General features: G+C 58.9%; 26 protein-coding genes. 16 read left to right on the top strand and 10 right to left on the bottom strand.

Going from position 1 to position 24,646, the window contains the following annotated elements:
* Positions 1 to 246 precede the first annotated feature (246 nt).
* The gene (gene rlmM / locus B0H98_RS15490) at positions 247 to 1,314 is read left to right on the top strand and encodes a 23S rRNA (cytidine(2498)-2'-O)-methyltransferase RlmM (protein ID WP_106375972.1); all 1,068 of its coding nucleotides are present in this window, start codon (positions 247 to 249) and stop codon (positions 1,312 to 1,314) included.
* 4 nt (positions 1,315 to 1,318) lie between these two features.
* On the opposite strand, the gene B0H98_RS15485 is transcribed toward rlmM, so the two are convergent.
* A complete protein-coding gene (locus tag B0H98_RS15485) occupies positions 1,319 to 1,606 on the bottom strand; it encodes an antibiotic biosynthesis monooxygenase family protein (RefSeq protein WP_106375971.1) in 288 nt (95 codons plus the stop codon).
* A 29-nt stretch (positions 1,607 to 1,635) separates the two neighbouring features.
* On the opposite strand from B0H98_RS15485, the gene tusA reads away from it, so the two are divergent.
* On the top strand, positions 1,636 to 1,887 hold the full coding sequence (gene tusA / locus B0H98_RS15480; RefSeq protein ID WP_106375970.1) for a sulfurtransferase TusA: 252 nt from the start codon (positions 1,636 to 1,638) through the stop codon (positions 1,885 to 1,887).
* An 86-nt stretch (positions 1,888 to 1,973) separates the two neighbouring features.
* On the opposite strand, the gene B0H98_RS15475 is transcribed toward tusA, so the two are convergent.
* The 3 genes from B0H98_RS15475 to B0H98_RS15465 form a co-directional block, all read right to left on the bottom strand.
* Positions 1,974 to 2,669: a hypothetical protein gene (locus tag B0H98_RS15475; RefSeq protein ID WP_106375969.1), complete on the bottom strand. Its 696-nt coding sequence runs from the start codon at positions 2,667 to 2,669 to the stop codon at positions 1,974 to 1,976.
* A 113-nt stretch (positions 2,670 to 2,782) separates the two neighbouring features.
* Entirely contained in the window at positions 2,783 to 3,778 is a 996-nt protein-coding gene (locus tag B0H98_RS15470) for a DUF3080 family protein (RefSeq protein ID WP_106375968.1), read from the bottom strand.
* Position 3,779: 1 nt separating this feature from the next.
* Entirely contained in the window at positions 3,780 to 5,201 is a 1,422-nt protein-coding gene (locus B0H98_RS15465; RefSeq protein ID WP_106375967.1) for an MATE family efflux transporter, read from the bottom strand.
* A 139-nt stretch (positions 5,202 to 5,340) separates the two neighbouring features.
* Between B0H98_RS15465 and B0H98_RS15460 the strand changes: the two genes are divergently transcribed.
* A complete protein-coding gene (locus tag B0H98_RS15460) occupies positions 5,341 to 5,925 on the top strand; it encodes an elongation factor P hydroxylase (RefSeq protein WP_106375974.1) in 585 nt (194 codons plus the stop codon).
* Here B0H98_RS15460 and B0H98_RS15455 read toward each other — a convergent pair.
* Positions 5,922 to 6,401: a hypothetical protein gene (locus tag B0H98_RS15455; protein WP_106375966.1), complete on the bottom strand. Its 480-nt coding sequence runs from the start codon at positions 6,399 to 6,401 to the stop codon at positions 5,922 to 5,924. The two genes, B0H98_RS15460 and B0H98_RS15455, sit on opposite strands and share 4 nt — an antisense overlap.
* Positions 6,402 to 6,414: 13 nt before the next feature.
* Positions 6,415 to 7,266 carry a TatD family hydrolase gene (locus tag B0H98_RS15450; RefSeq protein WP_106375965.1) on the bottom strand — a complete coding sequence of 284 codons (852 nt, stop codon included), beginning with the start codon at positions 7,264 to 7,266 and terminating at the stop codon, positions 6,415 to 6,417.
* A 167-nt stretch (positions 7,267 to 7,433) separates the two neighbouring features.
* On the opposite strand from B0H98_RS15450, the gene B0H98_RS15445 reads away from it, so the two are divergent.
* Entirely contained in the window at positions 7,434 to 9,086 is a 1,653-nt protein-coding gene (locus tag B0H98_RS15445; protein ID WP_106375964.1) for a fatty acid--CoA ligase, read from the top strand.
* 131 nt (positions 9,087 to 9,217) lie between these two features.
* Positions 9,218 to 11,137, top strand: coding sequence for an ATP-binding cassette domain-containing protein (locus B0H98_RS15440; protein ID WP_106375963.1), 1,920 nt, complete (start codon positions 9,218 to 9,220; stop codon positions 11,135 to 11,137).
* 58 nt (positions 11,138 to 11,195) lie between these two features.
* Here B0H98_RS15440 and B0H98_RS15435 read toward each other — a convergent pair whose 3' ends face one another.
* Complete coding sequence (locus B0H98_RS15435; protein WP_106375962.1) at positions 11,196 to 11,648, bottom strand: universal stress protein; 453 nt, start codon at positions 11,646 to 11,648, stop codon at positions 11,196 to 11,198.
* A gap of 146 nt (positions 11,649 to 11,794) precedes the next feature.
* On the opposite strand from B0H98_RS15435, the gene B0H98_RS15430 reads away from it, so the two are divergent.
* Positions 11,795 to 12,313: a preprotein translocase subunit YajC gene (locus B0H98_RS15430; protein ID WP_106375961.1), complete on the top strand. Its 519-nt coding sequence runs from the start codon at positions 11,795 to 11,797 to the stop codon at positions 12,311 to 12,313.
* A 68-nt stretch (positions 12,314 to 12,381) separates the two neighbouring features.
* Here B0H98_RS15430 and slyA read toward each other — a convergent pair whose 3' ends face one another.
* A complete protein-coding gene (slyA, locus tag B0H98_RS15425) occupies positions 12,382 to 12,831 on the bottom strand; it encodes a transcriptional regulator SlyA (protein ID WP_106375960.1) in 450 nt (149 codons plus the stop codon).
* Between the two features lie 74 nt (positions 12,832 to 12,905).
* Positions 12,906 to 14,060: a DUF5924 family protein gene (locus B0H98_RS15420; RefSeq protein ID WP_106375959.1), complete on the bottom strand. Its 1,155-nt coding sequence runs from the start codon at positions 14,058 to 14,060 to the stop codon at positions 12,906 to 12,908.
* A gap of 258 nt (positions 14,061 to 14,318) precedes the next feature.
* Between B0H98_RS15420 and fadB the strand changes: the two genes are divergently transcribed.
* Positions 14,319 to 16,496, top strand: coding sequence for a fatty acid oxidation complex subunit alpha FadB (fadB, locus tag B0H98_RS15415; RefSeq protein ID WP_106375958.1), 2,178 nt, complete (start codon positions 14,319 to 14,321; stop codon positions 16,494 to 16,496).
* Positions 16,497 to 16,520: 24 nt separating this feature from the next.
* Positions 16,521 to 17,699, top strand: a complete 1,179-nt coding sequence (gene fadA, locus B0H98_RS15410) for an acetyl-CoA C-acyltransferase FadA (protein WP_106375957.1) — start codon at positions 16,521 to 16,523, stop codon at positions 17,697 to 17,699.
* Positions 17,700 to 17,781: 82 nt separating this feature from the next.
* On the opposite strand, the gene B0H98_RS15405 is transcribed toward fadA, so the two are convergent.
* Positions 17,782 to 18,243 (bottom strand): flavodoxin family protein, encoded by a 462-nt coding sequence (locus B0H98_RS15405; protein WP_106375956.1) that lies wholly within the window; start codon positions 18,241 to 18,243, stop codon positions 17,782 to 17,784.
* Positions 18,244 to 18,319: 76 nt separating this feature from the next.
* Here B0H98_RS15405 and B0H98_RS15400 point away from each other — a divergent pair, with 76 nt between their 5' ends.
* From B0H98_RS15400 to sufD, 8 genes are all read left to right on the top strand, one after another.
* Positions 18,320 to 18,691: a thiol-disulfide oxidoreductase DCC family protein gene (locus B0H98_RS15400; RefSeq protein WP_106375955.1), complete on the top strand. Its 372-nt coding sequence runs from the start codon at positions 18,320 to 18,322 to the stop codon at positions 18,689 to 18,691.
* A 28-nt stretch (positions 18,692 to 18,719) separates the two neighbouring features.
* A complete protein-coding gene (locus tag B0H98_RS15395; protein WP_340162385.1) occupies positions 18,720 to 19,265 on the top strand; it encodes a hypothetical protein in 546 nt (181 codons plus the stop codon).
* An 87-nt stretch (positions 19,266 to 19,352) separates the two neighbouring features.
* Positions 19,353 to 19,829 (top strand): YbhB/YbcL family Raf kinase inhibitor-like protein, encoded by a 477-nt coding sequence (locus tag B0H98_RS15390; RefSeq protein ID WP_106375953.1) that lies wholly within the window; start codon positions 19,353 to 19,355, stop codon positions 19,827 to 19,829.
* A 75-nt stretch (positions 19,830 to 19,904) separates the two neighbouring features.
* On the top strand, positions 19,905 to 20,246 hold the full coding sequence (locus B0H98_RS15385) for a zinc ribbon domain-containing protein YjdM (RefSeq protein WP_106375952.1): 342 nt from the start codon (positions 19,905 to 19,907) through the stop codon (positions 20,244 to 20,246).
* Between the two features lie 247 nt (positions 20,247 to 20,493).
* The gene (locus tag B0H98_RS15380; protein WP_106375951.1) at positions 20,494 to 20,958 is read left to right on the top strand and encodes an SUF system Fe-S cluster assembly regulator; all 465 of its coding nucleotides are present in this window, start codon (positions 20,494 to 20,496) and stop codon (positions 20,956 to 20,958) included.
* 73 nt (positions 20,959 to 21,031) lie between these two features.
* Positions 21,032 to 22,474 carry a Fe-S cluster assembly protein SufB gene (sufB, locus tag B0H98_RS15375; protein ID WP_106375950.1) on the top strand — a complete coding sequence of 481 codons (1,443 nt, stop codon included), beginning with the start codon at positions 21,032 to 21,034 and terminating at the stop codon, positions 22,472 to 22,474.
* A gap of 76 nt (positions 22,475 to 22,550) precedes the next feature.
* Positions 22,551 to 23,300 carry a Fe-S cluster assembly ATPase SufC gene (gene sufC, locus B0H98_RS15370; protein ID WP_106375949.1) on the top strand — a complete coding sequence of 250 codons (750 nt, stop codon included), beginning with the start codon at positions 22,551 to 22,553 and terminating at the stop codon, positions 23,298 to 23,300.
* The gene (gene sufD, locus B0H98_RS15365; RefSeq protein WP_106375948.1) at positions 23,297 to 24,640 is read left to right on the top strand and encodes a Fe-S cluster assembly protein SufD; all 1,344 of its coding nucleotides are present in this window, start codon (positions 23,297 to 23,299) and stop codon (positions 24,638 to 24,640) included. Before sufC ends, sufD begins: the two co-directional genes overlap by 4 nt.
* Positions 24,641 to 24,646: the final 6 nt, after the last annotated feature.

Here is a 24,646-nt window from a genome sequence, read left to right as displayed (position 1 = left end):
GTAGTGAAACCGCTTAGCGCCGATGGTAGTGTGGGGTCTCCCCATGCGAGAGTAGGTCATCGTCAGGCACTTATTGTGAAAAATCCCCCGGGGCTCGCGCCTCGGGGGATTTTTTTTGCGTGAAAAAAGGTCCTTGTTCAGCGTTGAGGCGCTAAACAAAATAAATAGTCCCGGATAAATGCTATGATGCGCCCCAAATTCGGATACCGGCTGCTTGAAGCGCTGGGCGCAGATTGAGGTGAGAAGGTGAGTGAAACGGTCCCTACGTCGTGGCTGGTCTATTGCCGGCCTGGCTTTGAAAGCGATGCGCTGGCAGAAATGCAGCATCACGCCAAACGTCACGACGTTTCCTGCGAGCCAGCCCACGGAGAAGGGTGGGCGAGCCTGACACGCACAGATGGCGAGCCGATCAATGATCTTCACCGCCTGGCTGCGTTCGGTAAGCTTATCTTTGCCCGGCAAAGCCTTGCTGCTTTGCCGGCGCTTGCGCTTTCACGCGATGACCGCCTGACGGCTATCCTTGAGCAGATCAAGAATAGCCGCTGGAGCTTTGAGGAGATCTGGCATGAAACGCCGGATACTAACGACGGTAAAGCGCTGGCCGGGTTGATCAAGGCGCTGACCAAGCCACTGCAGAGCATGCTGAAAAAGCGCGGTGCGCTACGTGGCAAGGCCGGTGGGCGGCGCCTGCATATTTTCTGGACCGACGGTGATCGCGTACAGCTGGGCATGAGCTTTCCCGGTAATCGCAGTGAGTTGCTTAACGGCATTCGACGCTTGCGCTTTCCCTCGCGGGCACCCAGCCGTTCAACGCTGAAACTGGAAGAAGCCTGGCACGAGTTTATTCCCCGAGAAGAGTGGGATGCTCGGCTGGGTGAGCATATGCAGGCGGCAGACCTGGGCGCAGCCCCCGGCGGCTGGACATGGCAACTGGTGCAGCGTGGCATGTACGTGTACGCCATTGATAATGGGCCAATGGACAAACAGCTCATGCTGACCGGTCAAATTGACCATCTAAAAGAGGATGGCTTTACCTGGGAGCCGCCTCAGCGACTGGATTGGCTAGTGTGTGATATTGTCGATAAACCGGTACGCGTGCTTGCCATGGTAGAGCGTTGGCTGACCCGCAAATGGTGCCGGGAAGCCATCTTCAACCTCAAGCTGCCCATGAAAAAGCGCTGGGACGAGGTTACCCGTTGCCTGACAACGCTTGAAGACGCGTTGGAAAGTGCCGGTGTTCACGGCAAGGTGACGTGCAGGCATCTTTATCATGACCGTGAAGAAGTGACCGTTCACGTCCAACTGGCGAACTGACGCTTCAGTAACCTGCCTCATAGATACGGATAGTTTCATCTTCCGTCAGTAAGGGCAGAATACGCTGCATGGCGGTGGCGCGCGCTTCGCTGGCGTGCCACTCTTTCCAGGCGCGTAAATCGCGCCACTTGGTAATCATCAACCGACGATCAGTGTGCCCCAGTTGAACCAGGGTTTCGCCACCGACAAAGCCGCGGATGCCCAGCGACACACGCATCGCCTCTAAAGCGGCCTGTTCATACTCGTCTTCCAGGCCGGGCATAATACGTCGTTCGATGATAACTTTAATCATGCTATCTACTTCCTAAACCGAGGATATGAATGGCTGCCACTACCGATGCCTTACCCCCGCATGATGTCGAGCTGGATACTAGCGGGCTTTACTGCCCTGAACCCATCATGCTGATGCATAACAAGGTGCGCGACATGCAATCAGGGCAAGTGCTGAAAGTTGTCGCGACAGACCCGGCAACGACACGCGATGTACCCAAATTCTGTCAATTTCTGGGTCATGAGCTTATCGAGCAGAGCGAGTTGGAAGACGTCTACGTTTACTTTATACGTTTAGCGTAACCCTTTGCAGCCCGTACCTGGCCTTGTCCGACTAATGTCGAAGGCCAGGTACGGGCTGGATATTGAAAGAGCAGCAGGCGAATGCCTTATTCGCTGGGGACTACCATCATGGCCAGCGCTTCAAGCGTAGCCGGGTCTTCTTCCAGAATGCGATTGGCGATATGACGCTGAAAGAAGTAGACGCTTTGATGGCAGGAACGAGCGCTGTAAAGGCATTTATCGCTCAGTAGAATAGGTGTCATGGTGGCCTTCTGCTCATCGGCGAGCAGGGCATCAATGGAGCCATCGCTATATAGACGCCAGCCATACACCGGCTTCATGCTCCAGGGGGCGTCAGGATGATTCATGCACAGCGCGTGGGTGCCGAGCGTATCGGGAATCTGCTGGATCAGGGTGACTTCGCCGGAGGCCTCGTATTCGAAATACTCGGCGGCGGCGGTTAGTTCGTAATACTTGTGATCCGGGGGCGTGTCGAAAATTTCTTCGGTTTCAGGGTCACGATAACCGATGAAATAACCGTTCTCCTGGCTGTTCACTTTATGGCAGGCCGTCAGGGTTTCCATCCACGGAACGAGCCCCACCACGTTGCCATCTTCTCTTAATCCCCAGGCCAGAATAGGCATGCCGTAATAGGTATCGGGGCTCGCAGCGAGCTGGTACACCATTTCCAATCCATCCAGCTCCGGGGCTAGACGAACCAGGTGTTTTTGCGCCTGCTGACGCTGACGCATGGCATCCAGGTCGATGACCTGGGCAGAGCGGGGTGACTGGGATGCGCCCATGGTGTCCCTCCTTGTGCTGCGTGGTCATGACATTGGCAAACAGTAAGTATTGCCTGCTGCATAGTTCACCAATAGCACAGGTTGCCTACAAGGTTAAAGGGGGCTTGTGAATTTTAATTGTCCTCACACTGAGGGTGGGCGTCTCTTGTGGCCTCGTGGAGCGCTCTGGCTTGCTGGTATTGCGCCCAGGGCGCCTGGTCGTTCTCAAGGGAAAGCCAGCGCGCCTGATAGCGGCGTGCGGCATCCGGCGGTTCGATAGGCTGACTTGTGATCAATTGATTGATGGCGGTAAGCCATGTGCGAGCGTCTTGCTCGAATTGATCTAGAGGGGCGCTTTCCCAGGCTGAGAGGCAAGTAGCCGCCTGCGGGTCCTGGTGGGTCAGATAAGTGCTCGCCTCATTCAATCGCTGTGCCGCCAGCAGCAGCGTACGCAGAATTTCGGCGGTGAGCGGGCGCTGGTGCAAGCTTTTCAGGTGGTTCTCAAGCTCAGAAGAGTCCTGCTGCCACGTGTGGCTGAACTGGGTACTTATCATCTGCTGAAGATAGTCGATGGCGGCAAGCGGGTTATCGATGGGAAGCGGCGTACGGATATCGAGCGCGCTGCTTGCCCGCGAAAAGCTTTTTACCCACTCCTCGGAATCGAATAGGGCATTCCAGCTAACCGCTGGCAGCTGCTCGGTCTTTAGCTGCGCCAATTGCTCTAAACGTGCGCGGTTTTCCGGGCTCAAGCCATCGGGAACATCGCTTTGCAAGCAGGCATCAAGGCGTTGCCAAAGCTCGCGCTCGTAAAGCCAGTGTTGGCTGGGCGGCGCTACACGGCCGAGCTGGTTGTTGCGCGCGGCAATCAACGAGGTAATCTGACACTCGCGCAGCGCGTAGATATTGAGCATGCCTTCACGGATTTCCTCAACCGGAATAAGCCGCTCGCGCTGCTCGGGAAAAGCGCCGATATTGTCCACAGCGCTGCGCTCGACTGGCGGGGAGGATAGGTCATCGGCCAACTGCTGGTGATACGCCACCCAGGGCTCGCCAGCATCGTTTCCCTGGCAGCCTGCCATCAGAGCACCCATGAGCGTCAGTAAGCACGGTATCCACACTCCCCGCGTCATGTTACGACTCCTGTCGGCTGATCCATTTCAAGCGCCATCCAAGCAGCAGGGCGGCGGTACTCAGCCCGGCAATCAGGCCTATCCAGTAACCGTGAACGCCCAGCGGCTCGGCCAGGCCATCAATCCCATGCGTACCCAGCCAATGGCCACCCCCAAGCCCCACGATCCAGTAGGAGAGCACGGTAATGACCATGACGATGCGCGTATCCTTATAACCGCGCAGGGCGCCTGCCAGGTTGACCTGGAGTGAATCGGACAGCTGGAAGATTACCGCCAGCACAATGATCGAAAGTGCCAGCGCCTGTATATCGGGGTTCGCGGTATACAGTGAAATGACCGGCTTGGCGGTTATCCAGAGCAATGCGCTGTTGAAGATCGCAATCAGCACGCTCACCACGATGCCGTTCCAGGCGACCTGGCGGGCCAGAAGCGGGCGGTGCTGGCCCAGTGTATTGCCGACGCGAACCGTCAGCGCCATGCTCAACGACAGCGGCAGCATGAAGAGAATCGATGTAAAGCTCAGCGCAATCTGATGGGCGCCGACGGTCACTTCGCCAAAGCTTGCGATGAACAGGGCGATCAGGGTAAACAGCGTGACTTCCACAAAGATGGCCACGCCGATCGGCATGCCGACGACCACCAGTTCCTTGATGCCCACCCGTTGAGGCGGCGTCAAACGCTCCCAGAGTGATACGCTCTGATAGGTGCGGCCCCGGCGGGTATACAGCATCATGGCAAGCGTCATGGTCCACATGGAAAGGGCGGTGGCGATACCACAGCCAAACGCGCCGAGGGCGGGAAGCGCTTGCAGGCTGTCAGGCACGGCGGTACCAAACAGTCCCACCAGGCCGTCGCCGCCGTAGATAAGCAGATAGTTGGCCGGAATATTGACGGCCAGGCCCACCAGGCTGATCCAGAGCGACGGGCGCGTATGATTCATGCCGTCGGAAAACGCCCGCAATGCCTGAAAGAGCGCAATGCCCGGCATGCCGAAGGCTACGGCGGAGAGATAGGCCGCGGACTCCTGAGCTACCTGCGGGGGCACCTCCATCCACTCGAAAATGGGCATGACGCTGGTGCGCAGCAGTATGGCCGCCACGATTCCCAATACCAGGGCTACCCAAAGCCCCTGATGAACGGCTGGGCGAATGGCGCTGTGACGCTGACCACCCAGCAGGTGGGCAACAATCGGCGTGAGGCCCATGAGCGTGCCGGTAATGAACAGCATCAAGGGCATCCACAGGCTAGCCCCGACCGACACCGCCGCCAGTGAAGTGGCATTGAAACGTCCCGTCATCATGACATCGACCACGCTCATGCCGGCCTGGGCAAGCTGCGCTCCACAGATAGGCAGTGCCAGAAGGATCAGGGCGCGAGTTTCGGGCCAGTAGGTGGTCTTGAAATCGTTAGCAAAGCCGGCCAAGGAAAGGCTCTCCGTCAATAAAGGAATCTGTAAAATGTCGCTAGGTTAGCAGGACTTGCTGGATTTTGCTGATGTCGCTTCAGCCTGCTCCGGGCGGGCCGTTATACTAGGCAAAACGTGCTTGAATAACGAGGATATTGTGACCCACGAACATGACCGCTGGACGCTTGACGATATAACGGCGCTATTTGATGGACTGTTCATGCCAAGCTATCAGACCCGGCTGGTGCGTGGCGATGATGAGCCCCTTTATCGCCCGGCGAGCCAGGCGGTGCCTTATCATCAGGTGATCTTTGCGCGAGGCTTTTATGCCAGTGCTCTGCATGAAATCAGCCACTGGTGCATTGCCGGCGCCAAGCGCCGCGAAATGGAAGATTACGGGTACTGGTATCTGCCCGATGGGCGCAACAGCGAGCAGCAGCAGGCGTTCGAGCAGGCGGAGATCGCCCCGCAGGCGCTGGAGTCACTGTTTACTCAGGCCTGCGGGCGGGTGTTTCATGTCAGCGTGGACAATCTCGGCGGGGATGTGGAGGTTGATCGTGAGGCGTTTGCCGCCAGGGTGCTTGCCCGTGCGCAGCGCTATCAACGCGAGGGGCTGCCCCTGCGTGCCAGCGCCTTTCATGACGCGCTGACAGCATTTTATCAGCGTGACGCATCGCTGGCCGAAGCCATTGCTTCAGGGCGTAAAATCCTGAAGCAAGCGCTGGTAGGGGCGAGTAGCTAGTCCGATTCCGTCAGGCGCTGATGCAGCGAAAGCATCACTTCAAGCTCGTGTTCCGGGCGCATGGGTTCCAGGCCCAGCTCGCTGAAGGTTTCACGCTTTTGGCGGTGCCATTCGCCGGGGGCAAGCGAAGGGTAGAGTACTGGGGCGGGGGCGAGTTCGACGAATGGGTCAAGCCCGTAGGTATCAAATAGCCGTGCAAGCGCGGCCTCTTCATCGCCGTTATCGCTTGTATAGAGCGTGGCGGAAAAGTGATCGTTCTCGAGCTCGCGAATCACTTCAAGAGGGCTTACCCCCAAGCTCTCCAGCTCCTCGATGCTGTAGGCGCCCATGGCATTGGTATCCTCCTTGATCCAGCTGTCATCGGGCTGAATCAGCGTCTCCTTGACGCGCCCGTCGGGCAGTGACCAGGCAATGGCAAGGGGCAGGCCATCATCTTCGCCGGTTTCAATGGCAATAAATCCTGGATAATCGGACACGCTCGTACTCCTTTCAAGATTCGGTGGGCAGGCGGAAGAAGCGCTGCGCTGTTTGGGTGGTGGCGCTGGCTAGCTCGGCTTCGCTGACGCCGCGCCACTGGGCAATTTCCCTGACGATCCACGGCAGAAGCGCCGGTTCGTGGCGGCGTCCCTTTAGCTTGGCCGGCAGGTTGCGCGGCAGCAGGTAAGGGCAGTCGGTCTCGACCATCAGCCGCGCAAGCGGAATATCCTTGACCAGCGGGCGAAGGTGATGACCGCGGCGCTCATCGCAGATCCAGCCGGTCAGCCCGATGTGCAGGTCGAGATTCAGATAACCGTGCAGCGTCTCGCGGTCGGCGGTGAAGCAGTGAATCACGGCGTTGCTGATATCATCACGCCAGGCGGCGAGCATTTCACGCATCCTCGAGCCCGCATCGCGCTCGTGAAGAAACAGCGGCAAGCCGCTCTCCGCCGCCAGGCCCAGCTGTGCCTCGAACGCCTGCTCCTGCTCCTTGGGGGTCGAGAAATTGCGGTTGAAGTCCAGCCCGCATTCGCCCACCGCCACTACTTCGGGCTGCGCGTGCAGCGCGGCCATCTTTCCGGCAAGCTCGGCATTCCAGGCGCTGGCGTCGTGGGGGTGAACGCCCGCCGTGGCGTAAAGCCCGGGAAAGCGCCTGGCGAGTTCGATAGCCTGTTCGGCGTGGGAAAGATCGGTCCCCGTGACGATCATGGTATTGACCTGCGCGGCCTGGGCGCGAGCAATCACATCTTCAAGGTCACGATCAAAGCTTTCGTGGGTCAGGTTTGCGCCAATGTCCACCAGGGTAGTGGGCGAACGAAACTGAAGCGCTTCGGGTAAAAAGGTATCCACTGTCGATGCAGCCAAGCGTCACTCCTTCAGCGCAGGGGAAAAAAGCTATTGTAACGTCAAGCGCAAACATCGACTAATAGGTGAGGTGCCAAGCCCGGCACAACATGCCACTCTGCGTGCACAGGCAACGTCTTATTGCCAAGTGATTCAAAAGCTTCAACAACAACGTCAAGGAGCGCTGCATGCCGACGATAACGCCAAAAATCCTGCCTGCCACGTCCAGCGCAACGAACCCGCCGCTGATGATTGGCGATCTGCTGGACGCCGGGGTACGCATGGCGGGCGATAACCCGATTGTCTACCGCGACCAGCACCGCCACGACTATCGCACATTTCGTGAACGTGTCCATCGGCTGGCCCATATGCTCACTCAGCAAGGAGTCAGTGCCGGGGATGTTGTGGCGGTACTGGACTGGGACAGCCACCGCTATCTGGAGTGTTTCTTTGCCATTCCCATGATCGGTGCCGTGCTGCATACCGTGAATATTCGCCTTGCGCCTGAGCAGGTGCTCTACACCATGAACCACGCCGAAGATACGTTCGTGGTGGTGCATGAGGATTTCCTGCCGCTTCTCGAACCGCTGGCCGGTGAGTTACCGCGGGTGCGGGGTTACGTGCTGTGCCAGGAAACGCCAAAAGCAATGGATACCCCGCTTGCCTTGGTGGGTGAGTACGAAAGCCTGCTAAGCCAGCAGCCCGCACGCTACGATTTTCCGACCTTCGATGAAAACGCGGTGGCCACGCTTTTTTACACCACCGGCACCACGGGCAACCCCAAGGGCGTCTTCTTTACCCACCGCCAGCTGGTACTGCATACCCTGGGCGAGGCCAGCGCGTTTCAGGCGCCGGGGTTTGCACTGCTCAGCCGTGACAAGGTGTACATGCCGATCACCCCCATGTTTCACGTTCACGCCTGGGGCGTGCCCTATACCGCAACGCTCTTGGGCGCTACCCAGGTATACCCCGGCCGCTACGAACCCGAGATGCTGGTGTCACTGCTGGTCAAGGAGAAGGTCGACTTCTCCCACTGCGTGCCGACGCTTCTGAACATGATCGTCAGCGCCGAGGCGGTGGCCGCCGGAAAGGTGGACCTGACCGGCTGGAAGGTGCTGGTCGGCGGCAGTGCGCTGACGCCATCGCTGGCGCGCCGGGCGTGGGCGCTGGGTATCGATACGCGCAGCGCCTACGGCATGTCGGAAACCTGCCCGCTTCTGACCGCCACGATTCTGCCCCGCCATATCGAGCAGGCGGATATCGAGACCCAGCTTCCCTGGCGCTGCAAGGCGGGGCTGCCGGTGCCGCTGGTCAGGCTGCAGGTGGTCGACCTGGAGGGGCAGCCGCTGCCCGAGGATGGCGAAAGTGTGGGCGAGGTGCGTGTTCAGGCACCCTGGTTGACCCAGGCGTACTACAAGGAAGAGGCGCGTAGTGAAGAGCTCTGGCGCGACGGCTGGCTGCATACCGGCGATGTGGCAACGCTGGATTCCCGGGGGTATCTCACCATTCGCGACCGCATCAAGGATGTGATCAAGACCGGCGGAGAATGGCTCTCCTCGCTGGAGCTTGAAAGCTATATCAGCCAGTGCCCTGACGTTGCAGAAGTCGCGGTGATTGGTGTCGCTGACGACAAATGGGGCGAGCGCCCGGCCGCGCTCATCGTGCCTGCCGATCTCAACCGCCCGCCGAGTAACGAAAGTATTGCCGAGTTTCTGGAGCAGTTCGTCACCCAGGGCAAGCTCAACCGCTGGGCCATCCCCAAGGTGATACGGTTTGTCGACGTCATTCCCAAGACCAGCGTCGGCAAGCTCGATAAGAAACGCATTCGCAGCGAAATATAGCCGGTCAGCGTCAGCCTCGGCTGGGTTAGCGGTACTCGCCCAGGCGTGGCAGCGATTCTGCATTACAAGGATCACACGGGTAGGGGACGCATGCGTTACACTGTGCGCCTCACGATTAAGGAGGACACCGCGTGACCCTGCTACGACTCGAACAGCTGCAACTCGCCTACGGCACCCATGTACTGCTCAATCGCGCCGACCTGACGGTGGAAAAAGGCGAACGGCTGGCGCTGGTCGGGCGCAACGGCACCGGCAAGTCCACCCTGCTGAAACTGGTGGCAGGCGATATTCTGCCCGACGATGGAACGGTCTGGCGCGCGCCGGGCCTGAAAATCGGTGTGCTGGCCCAGGAACTCCCCGAATCATCGGGCATGACCATCTTCGATATGGTGGCCCAGGGTTTGCCGGAAGCCGGTGAGCTTTTATCGGAATACGACCACCTGATCAACGACCCCGACCCGGACATGGACCGCATGGCGACGCTGCAGACGCGCCTGGAAGCCATTGACGGCTGGTCGTTTCATCAGCGTATCGACACGGTACTGACCCGCCTGGGCCTGCCGCCCGCCGCCGAGATGAACTCGCTCTCTGGTGGCTGGCGCCGCCGGGTAGCGCTGGCCCGCGCGCTGGTGTCCGAGCCGGACCTTTTGCTGCTTGATGAGCCCACCAACCACCTGGACCTGGACACCATTGCCTGGCTCGAGGAGCAGCTTCTCGCGTTCAACGGCGCGGTACTGCTGATTACCCACGACCGGGCGTTTCTCTCCAAGCTTGCCACCAACATTCTGGAGCTTGACCGCGGCCAGCTGGGCCGCTACCCCGGCAAGTACGAGGAGTATCAGGCGCGCAAGCAGCACGAGCTGGAAGTCGAGGCCCGCGAGAACGCCGAGTTCGACAAGAAACTCGCCCAGGAAGAGGCCTGGATACGTCAGGGCGTCAAGGCGCGGCGTACCCGCAATGAAGGCCGCGTGCGCGCACTCGAGGCCATGCGCAACGAGCGTAGCCAACGTCGCGAGCGCCAGGGTACCGCCAATTTGACCGTGGACCGCGGCGAGCGTACCGGCAAGCGAGTAGTGGAACTCAAGGGTGTAACGCAGCGCTTTGGAGACGATGTCATCCTGCGCGATGTAAATCTGGAAGTGGTGCGCGGTGATCGCATCGGCTTTCTGGGCCGCAACGGCGCCGGCAAGACCACGCTGCTCAAGATTCTGCTCGGCGAGCTTGAGCCTACCGAAGGCAGCGTTCAGCTGGGTACCAACCTCAAGGTCGCCTATTTCGATCAGCTGCGCGCCGGTCTCGAACTCGAGAAAACCGTCTACGACAACGTGGCCCAGGGCAGCGACCGGGTAAGCATCGGCGGCAAGGACCGCCATGTCATGAGCTACCTGCAGGATTTCCTGTTCACCCCGGAGCGCGTGCGCCAGCCGGTGAAGGCGCTGTCGGGCGGGGAGTCGAACCGTCTGCTGCTGGCCAAGCTTTTCACCCAGCCCGCCAACGTGCTGGTGCTCGATGAGCCGACCAACGACCTGGACATGGAAACTCTGGAGCTTCTGGAAGAGCTGCTGCTCGATTTCGACGGCACACTCTTGCTGGTCTCCCACGACCGAACCTTCATGGACAACGTGGTCACCAGCATGCTCGCTTTCGAAGGCGACGGCGTGGTGCGCGAATACGTGGGCGGCTACACCGACTGGATTCGTCAGGGCGGCACGCTTCCACCTGCGCCTTGGGAGGGAGCGGCTCGGCAGAACACCGAACCCACCTCGAAAGCGGCCAAGCCCGCTGCTGAAGTGCCGGCCGCGGCGCCTGCCAAAAAATCGGTCAAGCTCTCCTACAAGCTGCAGCGCGAGCTGGATGCGCTGCCCGCCGAGATCGAGCGCCTGGAGAGTGAAGTGGAAACCCTCGAGCAGGAGATGGGCGCCCCGGCGTTCTATCAGCAGGAGGCCAGTGTCGTGACCGCCAGGCTTCAAGCCTTGGAGGCTGTCCAGAAAAGTCTGGAAACCACCATGGAGCGTTGGATGGAGCTTGAGGCCATGGCCGCCGGCGACTGACGCCAGAACGCAAGCAAGGCGCCCAGGGGCGCCTTGTCTGGTAAAAGGGGTGAGCGAATTACTCGTCGCTTTTCTCGCCCTTCTTGCCCACTCGAACCGCCAAGACGTCGCACTGGGCGCCGTGCAGCACACCGGTGGAGGTCGAGCCCAGCAGGAGGGCGAAACCATGCCGGCCGTGAGAACCCACCACGATCAGGTCGACCTTATGCTCATCGGCGAAGCGGTGAATTTCCGTATCCGGCATGCCGACCACCACGTGCTGATCCGCATGGGCTATATGGGGGGCGGCAATTTCTGCCAAGCGTGACTTGGCGTGGTCATCCAGCTGGTCCTGGATACTGGTCAGGTCCATGGGAATATCGCCACCGTAGGCAAAACCCAGCGGTTCCAGAGTATGCATGATGGAAATCTTGGCACCATCGTTGCGCGCAGCAATGGCAATGGCCCGCTCCAGCACCTTGTGGGAGTCCTTGGTTAAATCAACGGCGACCAGAATGTGGTGGTAGCTCATGACCTTTCTCCTCAGCAGTGAGTAACAAGAGAAACTTCTTGTTTAATAATTATTACTTTAGGTGGCGCTTCTTGTCTTCACAACGATCTGCGTCATGGTTTTATTGATTACCCCGCAAGTGTGACTTAAGTGAGGTTACAGTAGCAATGGAATGGTTGATTATTGGTTTTATCCTGATGTTTGTCATGGCGCCGGTCCTGTGGCTAAAACCCAGTCCACGCCAGAAGCGTCAAGGAAGGCTGCGTGCCCGTGCCGCCGAGCAGGGCGCCAGCGTCAAGCTTGAAAAACCGCCGCTGCACCATTTCAAGGGAATGATGCCCGCGTATCGCTGGCCATATCCTCAGGCTAAACCCGGTCCCGATTTCTTGCTGGTTCGGGACAGCAACGCAAGCAGCGCCCTGGAGGCTTACTGTGCCGGCTGGCGCTGGCGCATTGCTCCACTGCGAGCGCTGCCTGAATCCGCCGAGCAGGTGCTGAAAGAGCTTCTGGAAAGACTGCCCCAGGATGCGCTGGTGGTGGAATCAACGCCCATGGGGCTGACGCTATGGTGGTGGGAGTCGCAAGCGGCCGAGCGCTTTAGTGTTTACGCTGATGCCTTCAAGCAACTGCGCAGCATGCTCGGCGGGCTATCCGATCAGGCGGTCAAGTCCTCATCCATGCTTTGAAAAAAATGGCGCCTCTGTGAAGAGGCGCCATTTCATTAGTGCAAAGGCAATACTGTTGCAAGGCAAAGCTAGGCAGGCGTTTCCTGATCGCGTGCCTGAATCGCCAGCCCGTTTGCCTCGATGATCGAGAGCCACTCATCCAGTTGCTCGATATTTTCCGCGCTGAGCCCTTGAAACATTTCCGCGCGAGCTTCCTGGGCAACGCTGTCGATCTTTTCCAGCAGCGGCATGGCCGCCGGGGTAAGGTGAATACGCTTGCTGCGCCGATCATTATCGCAGGCACGGCGCTCCACCAGGCCCTGCTCTTCGAGCTGGCCGAGGGTGCGCACCAGTGAAGGCGCCTCGACGCCAATCACCCGCGCCAGATCGCACTGTGGATGGCCCTCACCCAGCCGCCAGATATGATAAAGCGTGACCCAGCGGGTCTGGGTCAGGCCCAACGGGGCCAGCCTTCGGTCCAGAATGGAGCGCCACAGATGCGGCAGGCGTGCAAGACGGAAACCAATCGATGAAGCCATGGGCAACTCGCTACCAAGAAAGAAAGTAAGTGGATTGTCATTAGCTACGACGTTGAATGCAAGCCATAGGCGCGCTAGTCATCTGAAGGATCGTCGGTACGTCCCCGGCTTCCCGGTACAAAACGGCGCAGGTTAAGGCCGCTCAAACCGCTGGGGGTGATCGCGCTGTCAGCTATGGTGGCCTGTTGCGGGTCGTCCGACACGGTAAAGCGAATCAGTCCCAGGCGTTGACCGCTGTCAGTCATGATATCCACTCGCCAGTCACCGGAGGGGTCATCAGGAAAGTTGAGCTTGTGACTCCAGGCTCGGTACCCCTGTTCACGTCCGCCATTGATATCCAGCTTGACAGTATCTAACGCTTCCCCGTTATGACGCCAGGCGTGGTAAATAGTTTCACTCAACCCCCGGGGTGCACGAATGGCGGTATACACGTAAAGCCCGTTTTCACGGATGGCCTCGGGGGTCAGAGCGATCTCGCCCTGAGGCGTACGCTGCTGTATGTCCAGCGAGGGTGACAGCGCGGTGCTGGTCATCCAGAGTGTTGCCGGTGGCACCCAGATGCGTCCAAGCCAGGCGCCATAAGCCAGTACCAGCGTCAAGCCGAGAAAAGCACACCAGCGCTTCAAGGAGCGGCGCTTGAGCAGATGCCAGAAGCTGGGAGCGGCGACCAGTACCATGAACGCCATGGCCAGAAACAGGCTCTGCCCTGTGGTCAGGTGAAGCATGATGGGCAGTGTCACCAGGACCACCAGAAAGACGCAAAGCGCATGGAAGGCAAAATAGAGGCTGCGCCACCTTCCTGCTACCTTGTAATACAGCGGGTCGATGATCGAGAGCAGCGCCATGCCGATCACCATCACGGCAAACAGGGTCTGGCCGCTGTTCCACACCGTGGTAATCAGGATGAACGGCAGGGTAAAGAACAGCGTTTCCTGGTGAATCATCTGGGCGATGAAGGTGGTGATGCCCCTGGAAAGTGTCGGATGACCACGCCGTGCCAGCCAGCGGCCAATCAGGCTTTCGGAAAGCAGAAGTACCCAGGTAAACAGCAGCCCCAGCGCCAGCGCAGCGCCCAGCCACTGCTGGCGGTCGACCAGAAAGAAGCTGCCCAGACCAGCGCCAAACGCCATGGGTGGCCATAGCCAGCTCCAGGGTTTGAGCCGCTCGACCCAGCGCTCGACAAAATGTTGAATCGCCTTGACGCGTGACGGTGTCAGGAGTGCACCCATCGATGGTTTACCCGTTAAGAAAAAACCTATGATCCTAGGGTTTGTAACAAATGTCGACGAACGCTGCATCAACCCTTGAAAGCGCATTGGATCGTTGAACATTGGGCGTACCATGAACGTCGCAGTAGAGCGGGGATTAGCCAAAAGTCAGGGGTTGACGTTGTTCATCAACTCAACCAAGCTTACGCTATCAAACGACCGTATGAAATGCCGGCGAGCCGGTAGGGGCGCCAGCCCAAACTTGTGGAGAGAGCACGGATGATCTATCAAGGCAACGCCATCACGGTGGAGCGTCGTGACACCCTGAGTGGCCATCACATCGCAAGGCTCACTTTCGACCTGAAGGATGAGTCCGTCAACAAGCTTTCAAGCGCGGTAGTTACCGAGCTTGGTGAAGCCGTAAACGCTTTGCAGGCAGAAAATGACCTGCAAGGGCTGGTGATTGCCAGCGGCAAAGACGCTTTTATCGTGGGCGCCGATATCACCGAGTTTCACACGCTTTTCACCAAGGGTGAAGCCTACCTGGAGGAGATGAACCTCAAGGTTCACGACATCTTCAATGCCATTGAAGATCTGCCTTTCCCAACGGTCACAGCCATCAACGGGCTGGCGCTGGGTGGTGGTTGCGAAGTCCTCTTGACCACCGATTTTCGCGTCATGAGCGAAAAGGCCAAGATCGGCCTGCCGGAAACCAAGCTGGGTATCTTGCCGGGCTGGGGTGGCTGCGTACGATTACCGCGCCTGATTGGTGCCGACAACGCCGTTGAGTGGATCGCGGGCGGTACCGAAAATCGTGCCGATGCTGCGCTGAAAGTGGGCGCCGTTGACGCGGTGGTAACGGCTGAACAGCTCGACGAAGCGGCACTGGATATTCTGGATCGCGCCATCAGCGGTGAGCTTGACCACCAGGCGCGCCGCGCCGAGAAGAAGGCGCCGCTGAAACTCAATGCCATCGAGCAGATGATGGCGTTTGAAACGGCCAAAGGCTATGTCGCTGGCAAGGCGGGCCCGAACTATCCGGCGCCGATCGAAGCCATCAAGGTAATTCAGAAGGGCGCTGGTGAAGAGCGCGGCCGTGCTCAGGCTATCGAAGCCAAGGCGTTTGCCAAGCTCGCCATGAGCAGCGTCGCGTTCAACCTGGTTGGCCTGTTCATGAACGATCAGGTGGTCAAGAAGAAAGCCGGCAAGTACGAGAAGCAGGCGCAGCCGGTCAAGCAGACGGCGGTACTGGGGGCGGGCATCATGGGCGGCGGTATTGCCTATCAGAGTGCTTCCAAGGGTACGCCAATTCTCATGAAGGACATCAAGCCCGAAGCCATCGAGCTTGGCCTCAAGGAAGCGCGCAAGCTCTTCGGCAAGCAGGTGGAGCGCAAGAAATTCACTTCCGAGGAGATGACCGAGAAGCTCACCAATATTCGCCCGACGCTCTCCTACGGTGATTTCGAGAACGTTGACCTAGTGGTCGAGGCGGTCGTCGAAAATCCCAAGGTCAAGGATGCGGTACTGGTCGAGGTCGAGAAGAACGTCGGTGAGAACACCATTCTTACCTCCAATACCTCGACGATCTCCATCAACCGCCTGGCCCAGAATCTCAAGCGTCCGGAAAACTTCTGCGGCATGCACTTCTTCAACCCGGTGCACCGCATGCCGCTGGTAGAAGTCATTCGTGGTGAAAAGACCTCGGATGCCGCCGTGGCCGCGACCGTTGCCTACGCCCGCGCCATGGGCAAGACGCCCATTGTGGTCAATGACTGTCCCGGCTTTCTGGTTAACCGCGTGCTGTTTCCCTACTTTGGCGGCTTCAGCTATCTGGTCGAGCAGGGCGCCGACTTCCAGCGCGTCGACAAGGTAATGGAGAAGTTCGGCTGGCCGATGGGCCCGGCGTATCTGCTCGACGTCGTGGGCATGGACACTGCGGTTCATGCCAACGAGGTCATGGCCGAAGGCTTCCCGGACCGCATGGCGCGGGACACCAAGACCGCCATTCAGGTGATGTACGAAAACGATCGTCTGGGTCAGAAGAACGACAAGGGCTTCTACGCTTACGAAGAAGACAAGAAGGGCAAGCCCAAGAAAGTCAGTGATGACCAGGCGTACGCGCTGATCAAGGAAGTGACCAAGGAAAGCAAGGAGTTCTCGGACGAGGACATTATCGCTCGCATGATGGTACCTCTGTGCCTTGAGACGGTGCGCTGCCTTGAAGACAACATCGTGGATACCCCGGCCGAAGCCGACATGGCGCTGATTTATGGCATCGGTTTCCCGCCTTTCCGCGGAGGCGCGCTGCGCTATATCGATGCCATGGGCGTTGCTGAATTCGTCAAGCTGGCCGATGGCCTGGCCGACGAGCTTGGCCCGCTTTACGCGCCCACCGAGAAGCTGCGCCAGATGGCCCAGAATAACGAACAGTTCTACAGCGCCTCGGCCAAGGCCTGAATCACCGCGAACAGGAGCAATACGATGAGTTTGAATCCCCGAGATATCGTGGTGGTCGATGGTGTACGTACCGCCATGGCAAAAGCCAAGAATGGCGCGTTCCGCAACGTGCGGGCAGAAAACCTGTCTGCTGCGGTCATGCAGGCGCTGTTTATCCGCAATCCGAACCTGGACCCGAGCGAAGTGGACGATGTGATCTGGGGGTGCGTCAACCAGACCCTAGAGCAGTCCATGAACATCGCCCGTAACGCGGCCATCATGACCGGTATTCCGCGCTCGGTACCTGCGCAAACGGTCAACCGGCTATGCGGTTCGTCGATGACCGCGCTGCATATTGCTGCGGCCAACATCAAGGCGGGCATGGGTGATTTCTATGTGATCGGCGGCGTCGAGCACATGGAGCACGTTCCCATGGCCCATGGGGTGGACGTCAACCCGGCTGTCAGCAAGTACGCGGCCAAGGCGTCCATGATGATGGGCCTGACCGCGGAGCTTCTGGGCAAGATGCACGGCATCACCCGAGAAGATCAGGACAAGTTTGGCGTGCGCTCGCATCAGCGCGCCCAGGCGGCGATGGAAAAGGGCTACTTCGATAATGAGATCATCGGCGTGGAAGGCCACGATCAGCGCGGCTTCCGAGTACTGGTGAAAAACGACGAAGTGATTCGTGCCGATGCGAGTCTCGAGTCCATGGCGAACCTGAAGCCGGTATTTGACCCGCGCAGCGGCACCGTGACGGCAGGAACGTCCTCTGCGCTGTCGGTAGGCGCGTCTGCCATGGCCGTGATGAGCTACGAGCGTGCCCAGGCGTTGGGGCTTGAGCCGATTGCCAGAGTGCTCTCTACCGGCGTTGCCGGCTGTGATGCTTCGATAATGGGCTATGGCCCGGTGCCCGCATCCAAAAAGGCGCTCAAGGCTGCCGGGCTATCGTCGGACGATATCCAGACCGTCGAGCTCAACGAAGCCTTTGCAGCTCAAGGATTGCCGGTGCTGAAGGACCTGGGTTTCCTGGACGCCATGGATGAGAAGGTCAACCTTCACGGCGGAGCAATCGCTCTCGGCCATCCGCTGGGCTGCTCAGGCTCGCGGATCTGTACGACGCTGTTGAACGTCATGCAGCAGCAAGATACCACGCTAGGTCTTGCCACCATGTGTATCGGCATGGGCCAAGGCGTTGCCACGGTGTTCGAGCGGCTGAAATAGCGTTTTTAATGCAAAGCCTGACGGCATGAGCGAAAACGGCATCTTTCGAGATGCCGTTTTTTTGCCCGGCATTTGGCGCGGGCTAGAACAGACCGTTATCCAGTCCCGCCGCCATATAAAGTCCCAGTTCTTCGGCCTGGTCGATAAAGGCCTCGCTCCACTCGCCGCGCAGTATCAGCGGCGCCTGTACCCAGCGCCAGCCCAGTCCTGTCACAATGCTCTCGACACCGCGCCGCGTACCCGTGCCGTCGTGGCCTGCCCGCACATATAGCGCGCAGGGAAGGCCTTGCTTGTGATCGCAAAGCGCATGGAAGCTTCGATCGAAGAAGTCCTTCAGCGCGCCGCTCATGTAGCCCAGATTCTCCGGGGTGCCCAGCAGGATGGCATCACAGGCCAGCACGTCCTCCGGGCCAGCGTCCAGCGGGCTTTTAACCCGGCAGGTAACGCTCTCGATCTCTGGGTGGCGTGCTCCGCGCTCAACCGCCTGGCGAAGTACGAGCGTATTGGGGGAGGGCGCATGGGCCACGATCAGCAGCTGTTTCATGATTGACCTAAGCAATTAGTTTGCGTCGTACAGGTGAAGTGCCACACTTGAAAACTGATATCTACATTGAGCCTATATGCCCCATCACGCGTGTATCAAGGTATATTACGATGCGGTTTGCCCCAGCTGCCGCCAGGATCGTCGGCGCTACGAGCGCTGGGCTGGCTCACGTGCGGGCGATATTCAGTGGTGTGATGTAAGCGAGCACCAGGATGAACTGCGCACCAGGGGAATCAGCACCGATGCGGCGCTTAGATCGCTGCACCTGGCGTTGGCGGATGGCCGTATCATCGAAGGCATCGATGCCTATCGAATACTCATGGCGCGCGTACCGCTGCTGCGTCCGCTCGCTTGGCTTATCGGCCTGCCGCTGATCAAGCCGGGGCTGCGCGCGCTCTACGATGGCTGGGTGAAACGACGCTTGAAGCAGCAGGGCCGCTGGTCTTGAAAAGAGTGCATAGGGAGTGCAAGGGAGCATGACGATGCAGCAAAAAATGGTGTATGTGTTGATAGCAGGGTGCTTGACCTTGGCGGGCTGCGCGGGTAATCCGCCTGAGCGCGCGCCGACGGCCAGTGCAACTGAGCCGGTCGTGGCGCCGATACCGGCCACCACGCCATCGAGTTATCCTACTACGGGGTCAGCAACGGATTGGGTGCCGCCGCTTTATGTAAGTCCTGAAGAGGAAGCCTCTTACTACGTCAGCCGGCTGGCGGATCGTCGGTTCGTGTCGACCTACGGAGACCGTACCCAGCCCCGGGTATGGTATATCGCCGCCGAGCGGCTGGGCGAGATTGGACTGCCCGCGGTACCGCTGCTGTTTGCCCGGCTGAATACTCAGGATGAGTATGAACAGATGCTGGCGCTCTATGCACTACAGCTGGCCACTCAGGACCCCCTGCTGATGGCGCGGACGGGGGGTAATTACGTTCAGCTTCCCAGCGTTCTGGATGCCTCGAACAATGCGGAAAATGTTCAGATCGCTCAGCAGTGGTGGCAGCAGTACGCAGGCTATCTGAATTAATCTTTTGGGCCAGTATTGCTACCCTGTAGGGTGTATTTACCTGAAGTAGATATTCACTAAATGATTGGCTAATCCAAGGAGGCCCTTATGGCATTTGCGCTCTCTTCCATGCAGGTTACCAGCACGGCGTTTGGTCAGCTCGAAGCCATTCCCGCTCGCTATACTGGCGAAGGCGATGACGTATCCCCACCGCTTGCCTGGCATAACGTGCCGGAAGGCACGAAAGGCTTTGCGGTGATCTGCCATGACCCGGATGCGCCGCTGGTCAAGGATGGCCGCTACGGGTTCGTTCATTGGATGCTTTACAATCTGCCGGGTGATATCACAGGTCTTGAAGAAAATACGCCGATCGGCACGCAAGGCAGCAATGACTTCGATAAACAAAGCTACGGTGGCCCGATGCCACCTCAGGGGCATGGCAAGCACCTTTACTACTTTCTGGTGCTGGCACTGGATCATCAGACGGCACTGCCCGAAGGGCTGAGCGTAGCCGAGCTCCTGGATGAAGTAGAGCCACATTTGCTGGGAATCGACCGACTGGTAGGCACTTATCAGCGCGACTGAGGCGCCTGGCGCTGGACATTTGGCTCAGGGCGTGTAGGCTCCATCGCTTTCCAACGATCTGCGATGGAGCCGTCCATGAACGAACTGCCCAACTGTCCTGCCTGCGCCTCTGGCTTTACCTATGATGACGGCCTGCAATACGTATGCCCCGAGTGCGGCAACGAGTGGTCGAAAACGGCTGAAACGGATGCCTCGGACGAGACTTCAAGCGTGCGTGATGCCAACGGCAATGCGCTGTTTGACGGCGATAGTGTGACGGTCATCAAGGATCTGAAGGTCAAGGGCAGTTCACTGGTGGTCAAGGTGGGCACCAAGGTGAAAAGTATCCGTCTGGTAGAAGGGGATCATGATATTGATTGCAAGATTGACGGAATCGGTCCCATGAAGCTCAAGTCGCAGTTCGTCAAGAAAGCCTGAAACAGCGGTACTGCGGCCTCGAAGCCTGTCCTGAAGGGACAGGCTTTTTTTATGCCGGTAGGCCAATAGCATTTTTAAATGATAATGATTGGCGTTTTTGATGGCATTTGCGTCGAACGTGCCAAGATTGAGGGCAATTTGCCAATGTTTTCGCAATAGGGCTTCACATCAATTTTATACAGGACTAAAATGGTACCCAATTAATACGCACGCCAGCCCGATGACTGACTGGCCTACGGGAGTCGATATGCTAAAGCTTTCCCGGCTGACAGATTACGCCGCTGTAGTGATGGCCCAGATCGCCCGTCATCCGCAGGCCTCCCACGCCGCGGCAGATCTGGCGGAAACCGTGCAGTTGCCGCATCCCACGGTCAGCAAGACGTTGAAGATGCTGGTAAAGGCGGGGCTCTTGACCTCTCAGCGCGGTGCTCAGGGTGGCTATCGGCTGGCCCGGCCTGCTTCGCAGATTACCGCCGCTGACATCATTTCGGCCATTGAAGGTCCGGTGGCAATGACCGAATGCAGTCAGGCCCAGGGCGAGTGTGAACTGGCAGCTACCTGCGGCGTAGCGGACAATTGGCAGCGCGTATCGCTTGCCATTCGTACGCTTCTGGAAAGCGTGACGCTTGCCCATCTGGCCGCGTCAGCGCCGATCAAGCTGCCCGTGCAGCTGCCCATTCAATCTATCAGCCTGTCGGCGGTGTCGGCGTAAAACCGAATGATCAGGCAATTTATCCCTATTGACGGCGAGACGACTCGCCACCAACTGCCCGGAGGGTAACACCATGGCAACTGAAGAAATGGAACAGTTGGTTCGTCGCGAATACAAAGATGGTTTTGTAACCGATATTGAAAGCGACACCCTTCCACCCGGCTTGGACGAAGACACCATTGCCTTCATCTCCAAGAAGAAGGGCGAACCGGAATGGATGCTCGAGTGGCGTCTTGATGCTTACCATCAGTGGCTGAAGATGAAAGAGCCCTCCTGGGCGCATCTGGATTATCCGCCTATCGATTATCAGTCCATCTCCTACTTCAGCGCCCCCAAGCGCCCTGAAGATGGCCCGCAAAGCCTGGACGAAGTCGACCCCAAACTGCTGGAAACCTACGAAAAGCTGGGCATTCCACTGCACGAGCGCGCAGCGCTTGCCGGTGTTGCCGTGGATGCGGTATTCGATTCGGTATCGGTCACCACCACGTTCAAGAAGGAGCTGGCTGAAGCCGGCGTCATCTTCTGCTCCATTTCCGAGGCGATCCGCGACTACCCCGAGCTGATCAAGCAGTACCTGGGTACCGTGGTGCCGGTGGCGGACAACTACTTTGCCGCGCTCAACTCCGCTGTCTTTACCGATGGCTCTTTCGTGTTCGTGCCTGAAGGCGTTACCTGCCCGATGGAACTCTCCACCTACTTCCGCATCAATGCCGCCAATACCGGGCAGTTCGAGCGCACGCTGATCGTGTGTGAAAGCCGCGCCCAGGTCTCCTACCTTGAAGGCTGCACCGCGCCCATGCGTGACGAGAACCAGCTGCACGCGGCGGTGGTCGAGCTGGTGGCACTTGATGATGCCTATATCAAGTACTCGACCGTTCAGAACTGGTACCCCGGTGACGAAGACGGCAAGGGCGGTATCTACAACTTCGTGACCAAGCGTGGTGACTGTCGCGGCGCGCGTTCGCGCATCAGCTGGACACAGGTAGAAACCGGCTCGGCGATCACCTGGAAGTATCCTTCCTGCGTTCTGCGCGGCAAGGACAGTATCGGTGAGTTCTACTCCGTAGCCGTGACCAACGGCCGCCAGCAGGCGGATACCGGCACCAAGATGATTCACATCGGTGAAGGCACGCGCTCCTATATCGTTGCCAAAGGTATTTCGGCAGGTAAAAGCGACCAGTCTTACCGCGGCCTGGTCAAGATCGGCCCGCGAGCCAAGGGCGCGCGTAACTTTACCCAGTGTGATTCGCTACTGATCGGCGACAAGTGCGGCGCGCACACCTTCCCCTATCAGGAAATCGGTAACAGCACCGCCACCATCGAGCATGAGGCAACCACGTCAAAAATCGGTGAAGACCAGCTGTTCTATTGCCGCAGCCGGGGTATCACCGAAGAAGACGCAGTCAGCATGATCGTCAACGGCTTCTGCAAGGATGTTTTCCAGGAGCTGCCGATGGAGTTTGCGGTCGAGGCCGAGGCGCTCTTGAACGTGACGCTTGAAGGCGCGGTGGGTTAAGCGTTTACCGGTTTTTACAACACTACTTTGATTAGCGTCGCGCCAGCGACTCGCCAGAATTAGAAGGTTGATAACTATGCTGCAAGTTACTGATTTACACGTTACCGTTGAAGACAAAGAGATTCTCAAGGGCCTGACCCTGACCATCAATGCCGGCGAAGTGCACGCCATCATGGGGCCTAACGGCGCGGGTAAATCGACCCTGTCAGCGGTGATTGCCGGTAAGGATGGCTACGAAGTCACCCAGGGCAGCATCACCTTTGAAGGCCAGGACGTGCTGGAAATGGAGATCGAGGAGCGCGCCCAGGCAGGCCTGCTGCTGGGCTTTCAGTACCCGGTCGAAATTCCGGGGGTGAAGAACATCTACCTGCTGAAGTCCGCGCTCAACGCACAGCGCAAGGCCCGTGGCCTTGACGACATGCCGGCACCTGAGTTCATGAAGCTGGTGAAAGAGAAACTCGGCTTCATGAAGATGGATGCCAGCTTTTTGCAGCGCGCCGTCAACGAAGGCTTCTCCGGTGGCGAGAAAAAGCGCAACGAAATTCTGCAGATGCTGGTACTCCAGCCCAAGCTCGCCATGCTCGATGAAATCGATTCCGGTCTGGATATCGATGCCATGAAAGTAGTGGCTGACGGCGTCAACAGCCTGCGCGCGCAAGAGCGGGCGATTCTGCTGGTGACCCACTACCAGCGTCTGCTGGATTACATCGTGCCGGACAAGGTTCACGTTCTGGTAGATGGCCGCATCGTCAAGACCGGCGACGCCGAACTTGCCAAACAGCTAGAGGCCAACGGTTACGAAGGTATCGAGGAGTCCGCGGCATGAGCGATACGCAAACCTTTCTGGATACGCTGAAAACGCGCAGCCAGCAGCGCGATGCGGAGCCTTCCTGGATTGCCGCGCGCCGTCAGGCGGGTGCCGCACGCTTTGAAGCGCTGGGTTTTCCGACCCGTCGCGATGAAGAGTGGAAATACACCGACGTGCGCAGCATCGCCCAGGGCAACTTTGCTCTGGCCGACAACGCGGATTTCTCGCCGGCCCAGGCCGCCGCCTTGACGCTGCCGGTAGATGCGTACCGTCTGACCTTCGTGGACGGCGTCTACGCGCCGGCGCTTTCCGACGTGGATGCGCTGCCTGAAAGCGTGCACGTGCTGCCGCTCTCCAAGGCGCTGAGCGAAAACCACGAAGCGGTAGGCGGCCCGCTGGGGCGTTTGACCGGGGTCGACTTCTCCACGTTTGCCGCGCTCAATACCGCCTTTATGGAAGAGGGCGCCGTGGTGCGTATCGCGCCTGGTACGGTGGTCGACAAGCCCATCCTGCTGCAGTTTCTCTCACGCGCCAACGCCACACCGGTGATGAGCCACCCGCGTATTCTTGTCGAGGCCGGCGGGCGCAGTGAAGCCACGTTGATCGAGCACTACTGCGGTGATCTGGAAGCGGCGAACTTTACCAACGTGGTGGGTGAGTTCATGCTGGATCGCGGCGCTATCCTCAATCACTACAAGCTGCAGGAAGCACCGCTCAATGACATGCACGTGGCCAGCATGCACGTCGAGCAGGGTCGCGATACGCGCTACACCTCCTATAACCTGAACCTGGGCGGCGCGCTGGTGCGCAACGACCTGATCAGTGACTTGAATGGGCAGGGTGCCGAGACCAACTTCTTTGGTCTGTTCTTCGGCCAGGGCCGTCAGCACGTGGATAACCACACCAAGGTCAATCACAACGCGCCGCTGACGTTCTCCAACGAGAACTACAAGGGCATTCTGGATGATCGCGCCCACGGTGTGTTCAATGGCAAGGTGTACGTCAAGCGTGACAGCCAGAAGATCGAGGGCTTCCAGAGCAACCAGAACCTGCTGCTCTCGGACCGCGCCCAGATCGATGCCAAGCCCGAGCTTGAGATCTATGCCGATGACGTGAAGTGCTCCCACGGCACGACCACCGGCCAGCTGGACGAAGAAGCGATCTACGCACTGCGCACCCGCGGCATCGATGAAGCCACGGCGCGCGGCCTGCTGACCCTGGCGTTTGCCGGCGAAGTACTGGATAAGGTAACCCTGGACGCTGTGGCCGAACGGGTCGAGCTTGCCGTTGCCGGCAAGCTGCCCGAGCGTTTCAATCTGGCCGGGCTGGTGGAAACCGCCGTCGCGCTTAACGACTAGGCCTCG

Source organism: Vreelandella songnenensis (assembly GCF_003002925.1).
Classification (GTDB): domain Bacteria; phylum Pseudomonadota; class Gammaproteobacteria; order Pseudomonadales; family Halomonadaceae; genus Vreelandella; species Vreelandella songnenensis.
Note: the sequence above shows the minus strand (reverse complement) of the source record. Positions and strands in the feature narration are given on the sequence as shown.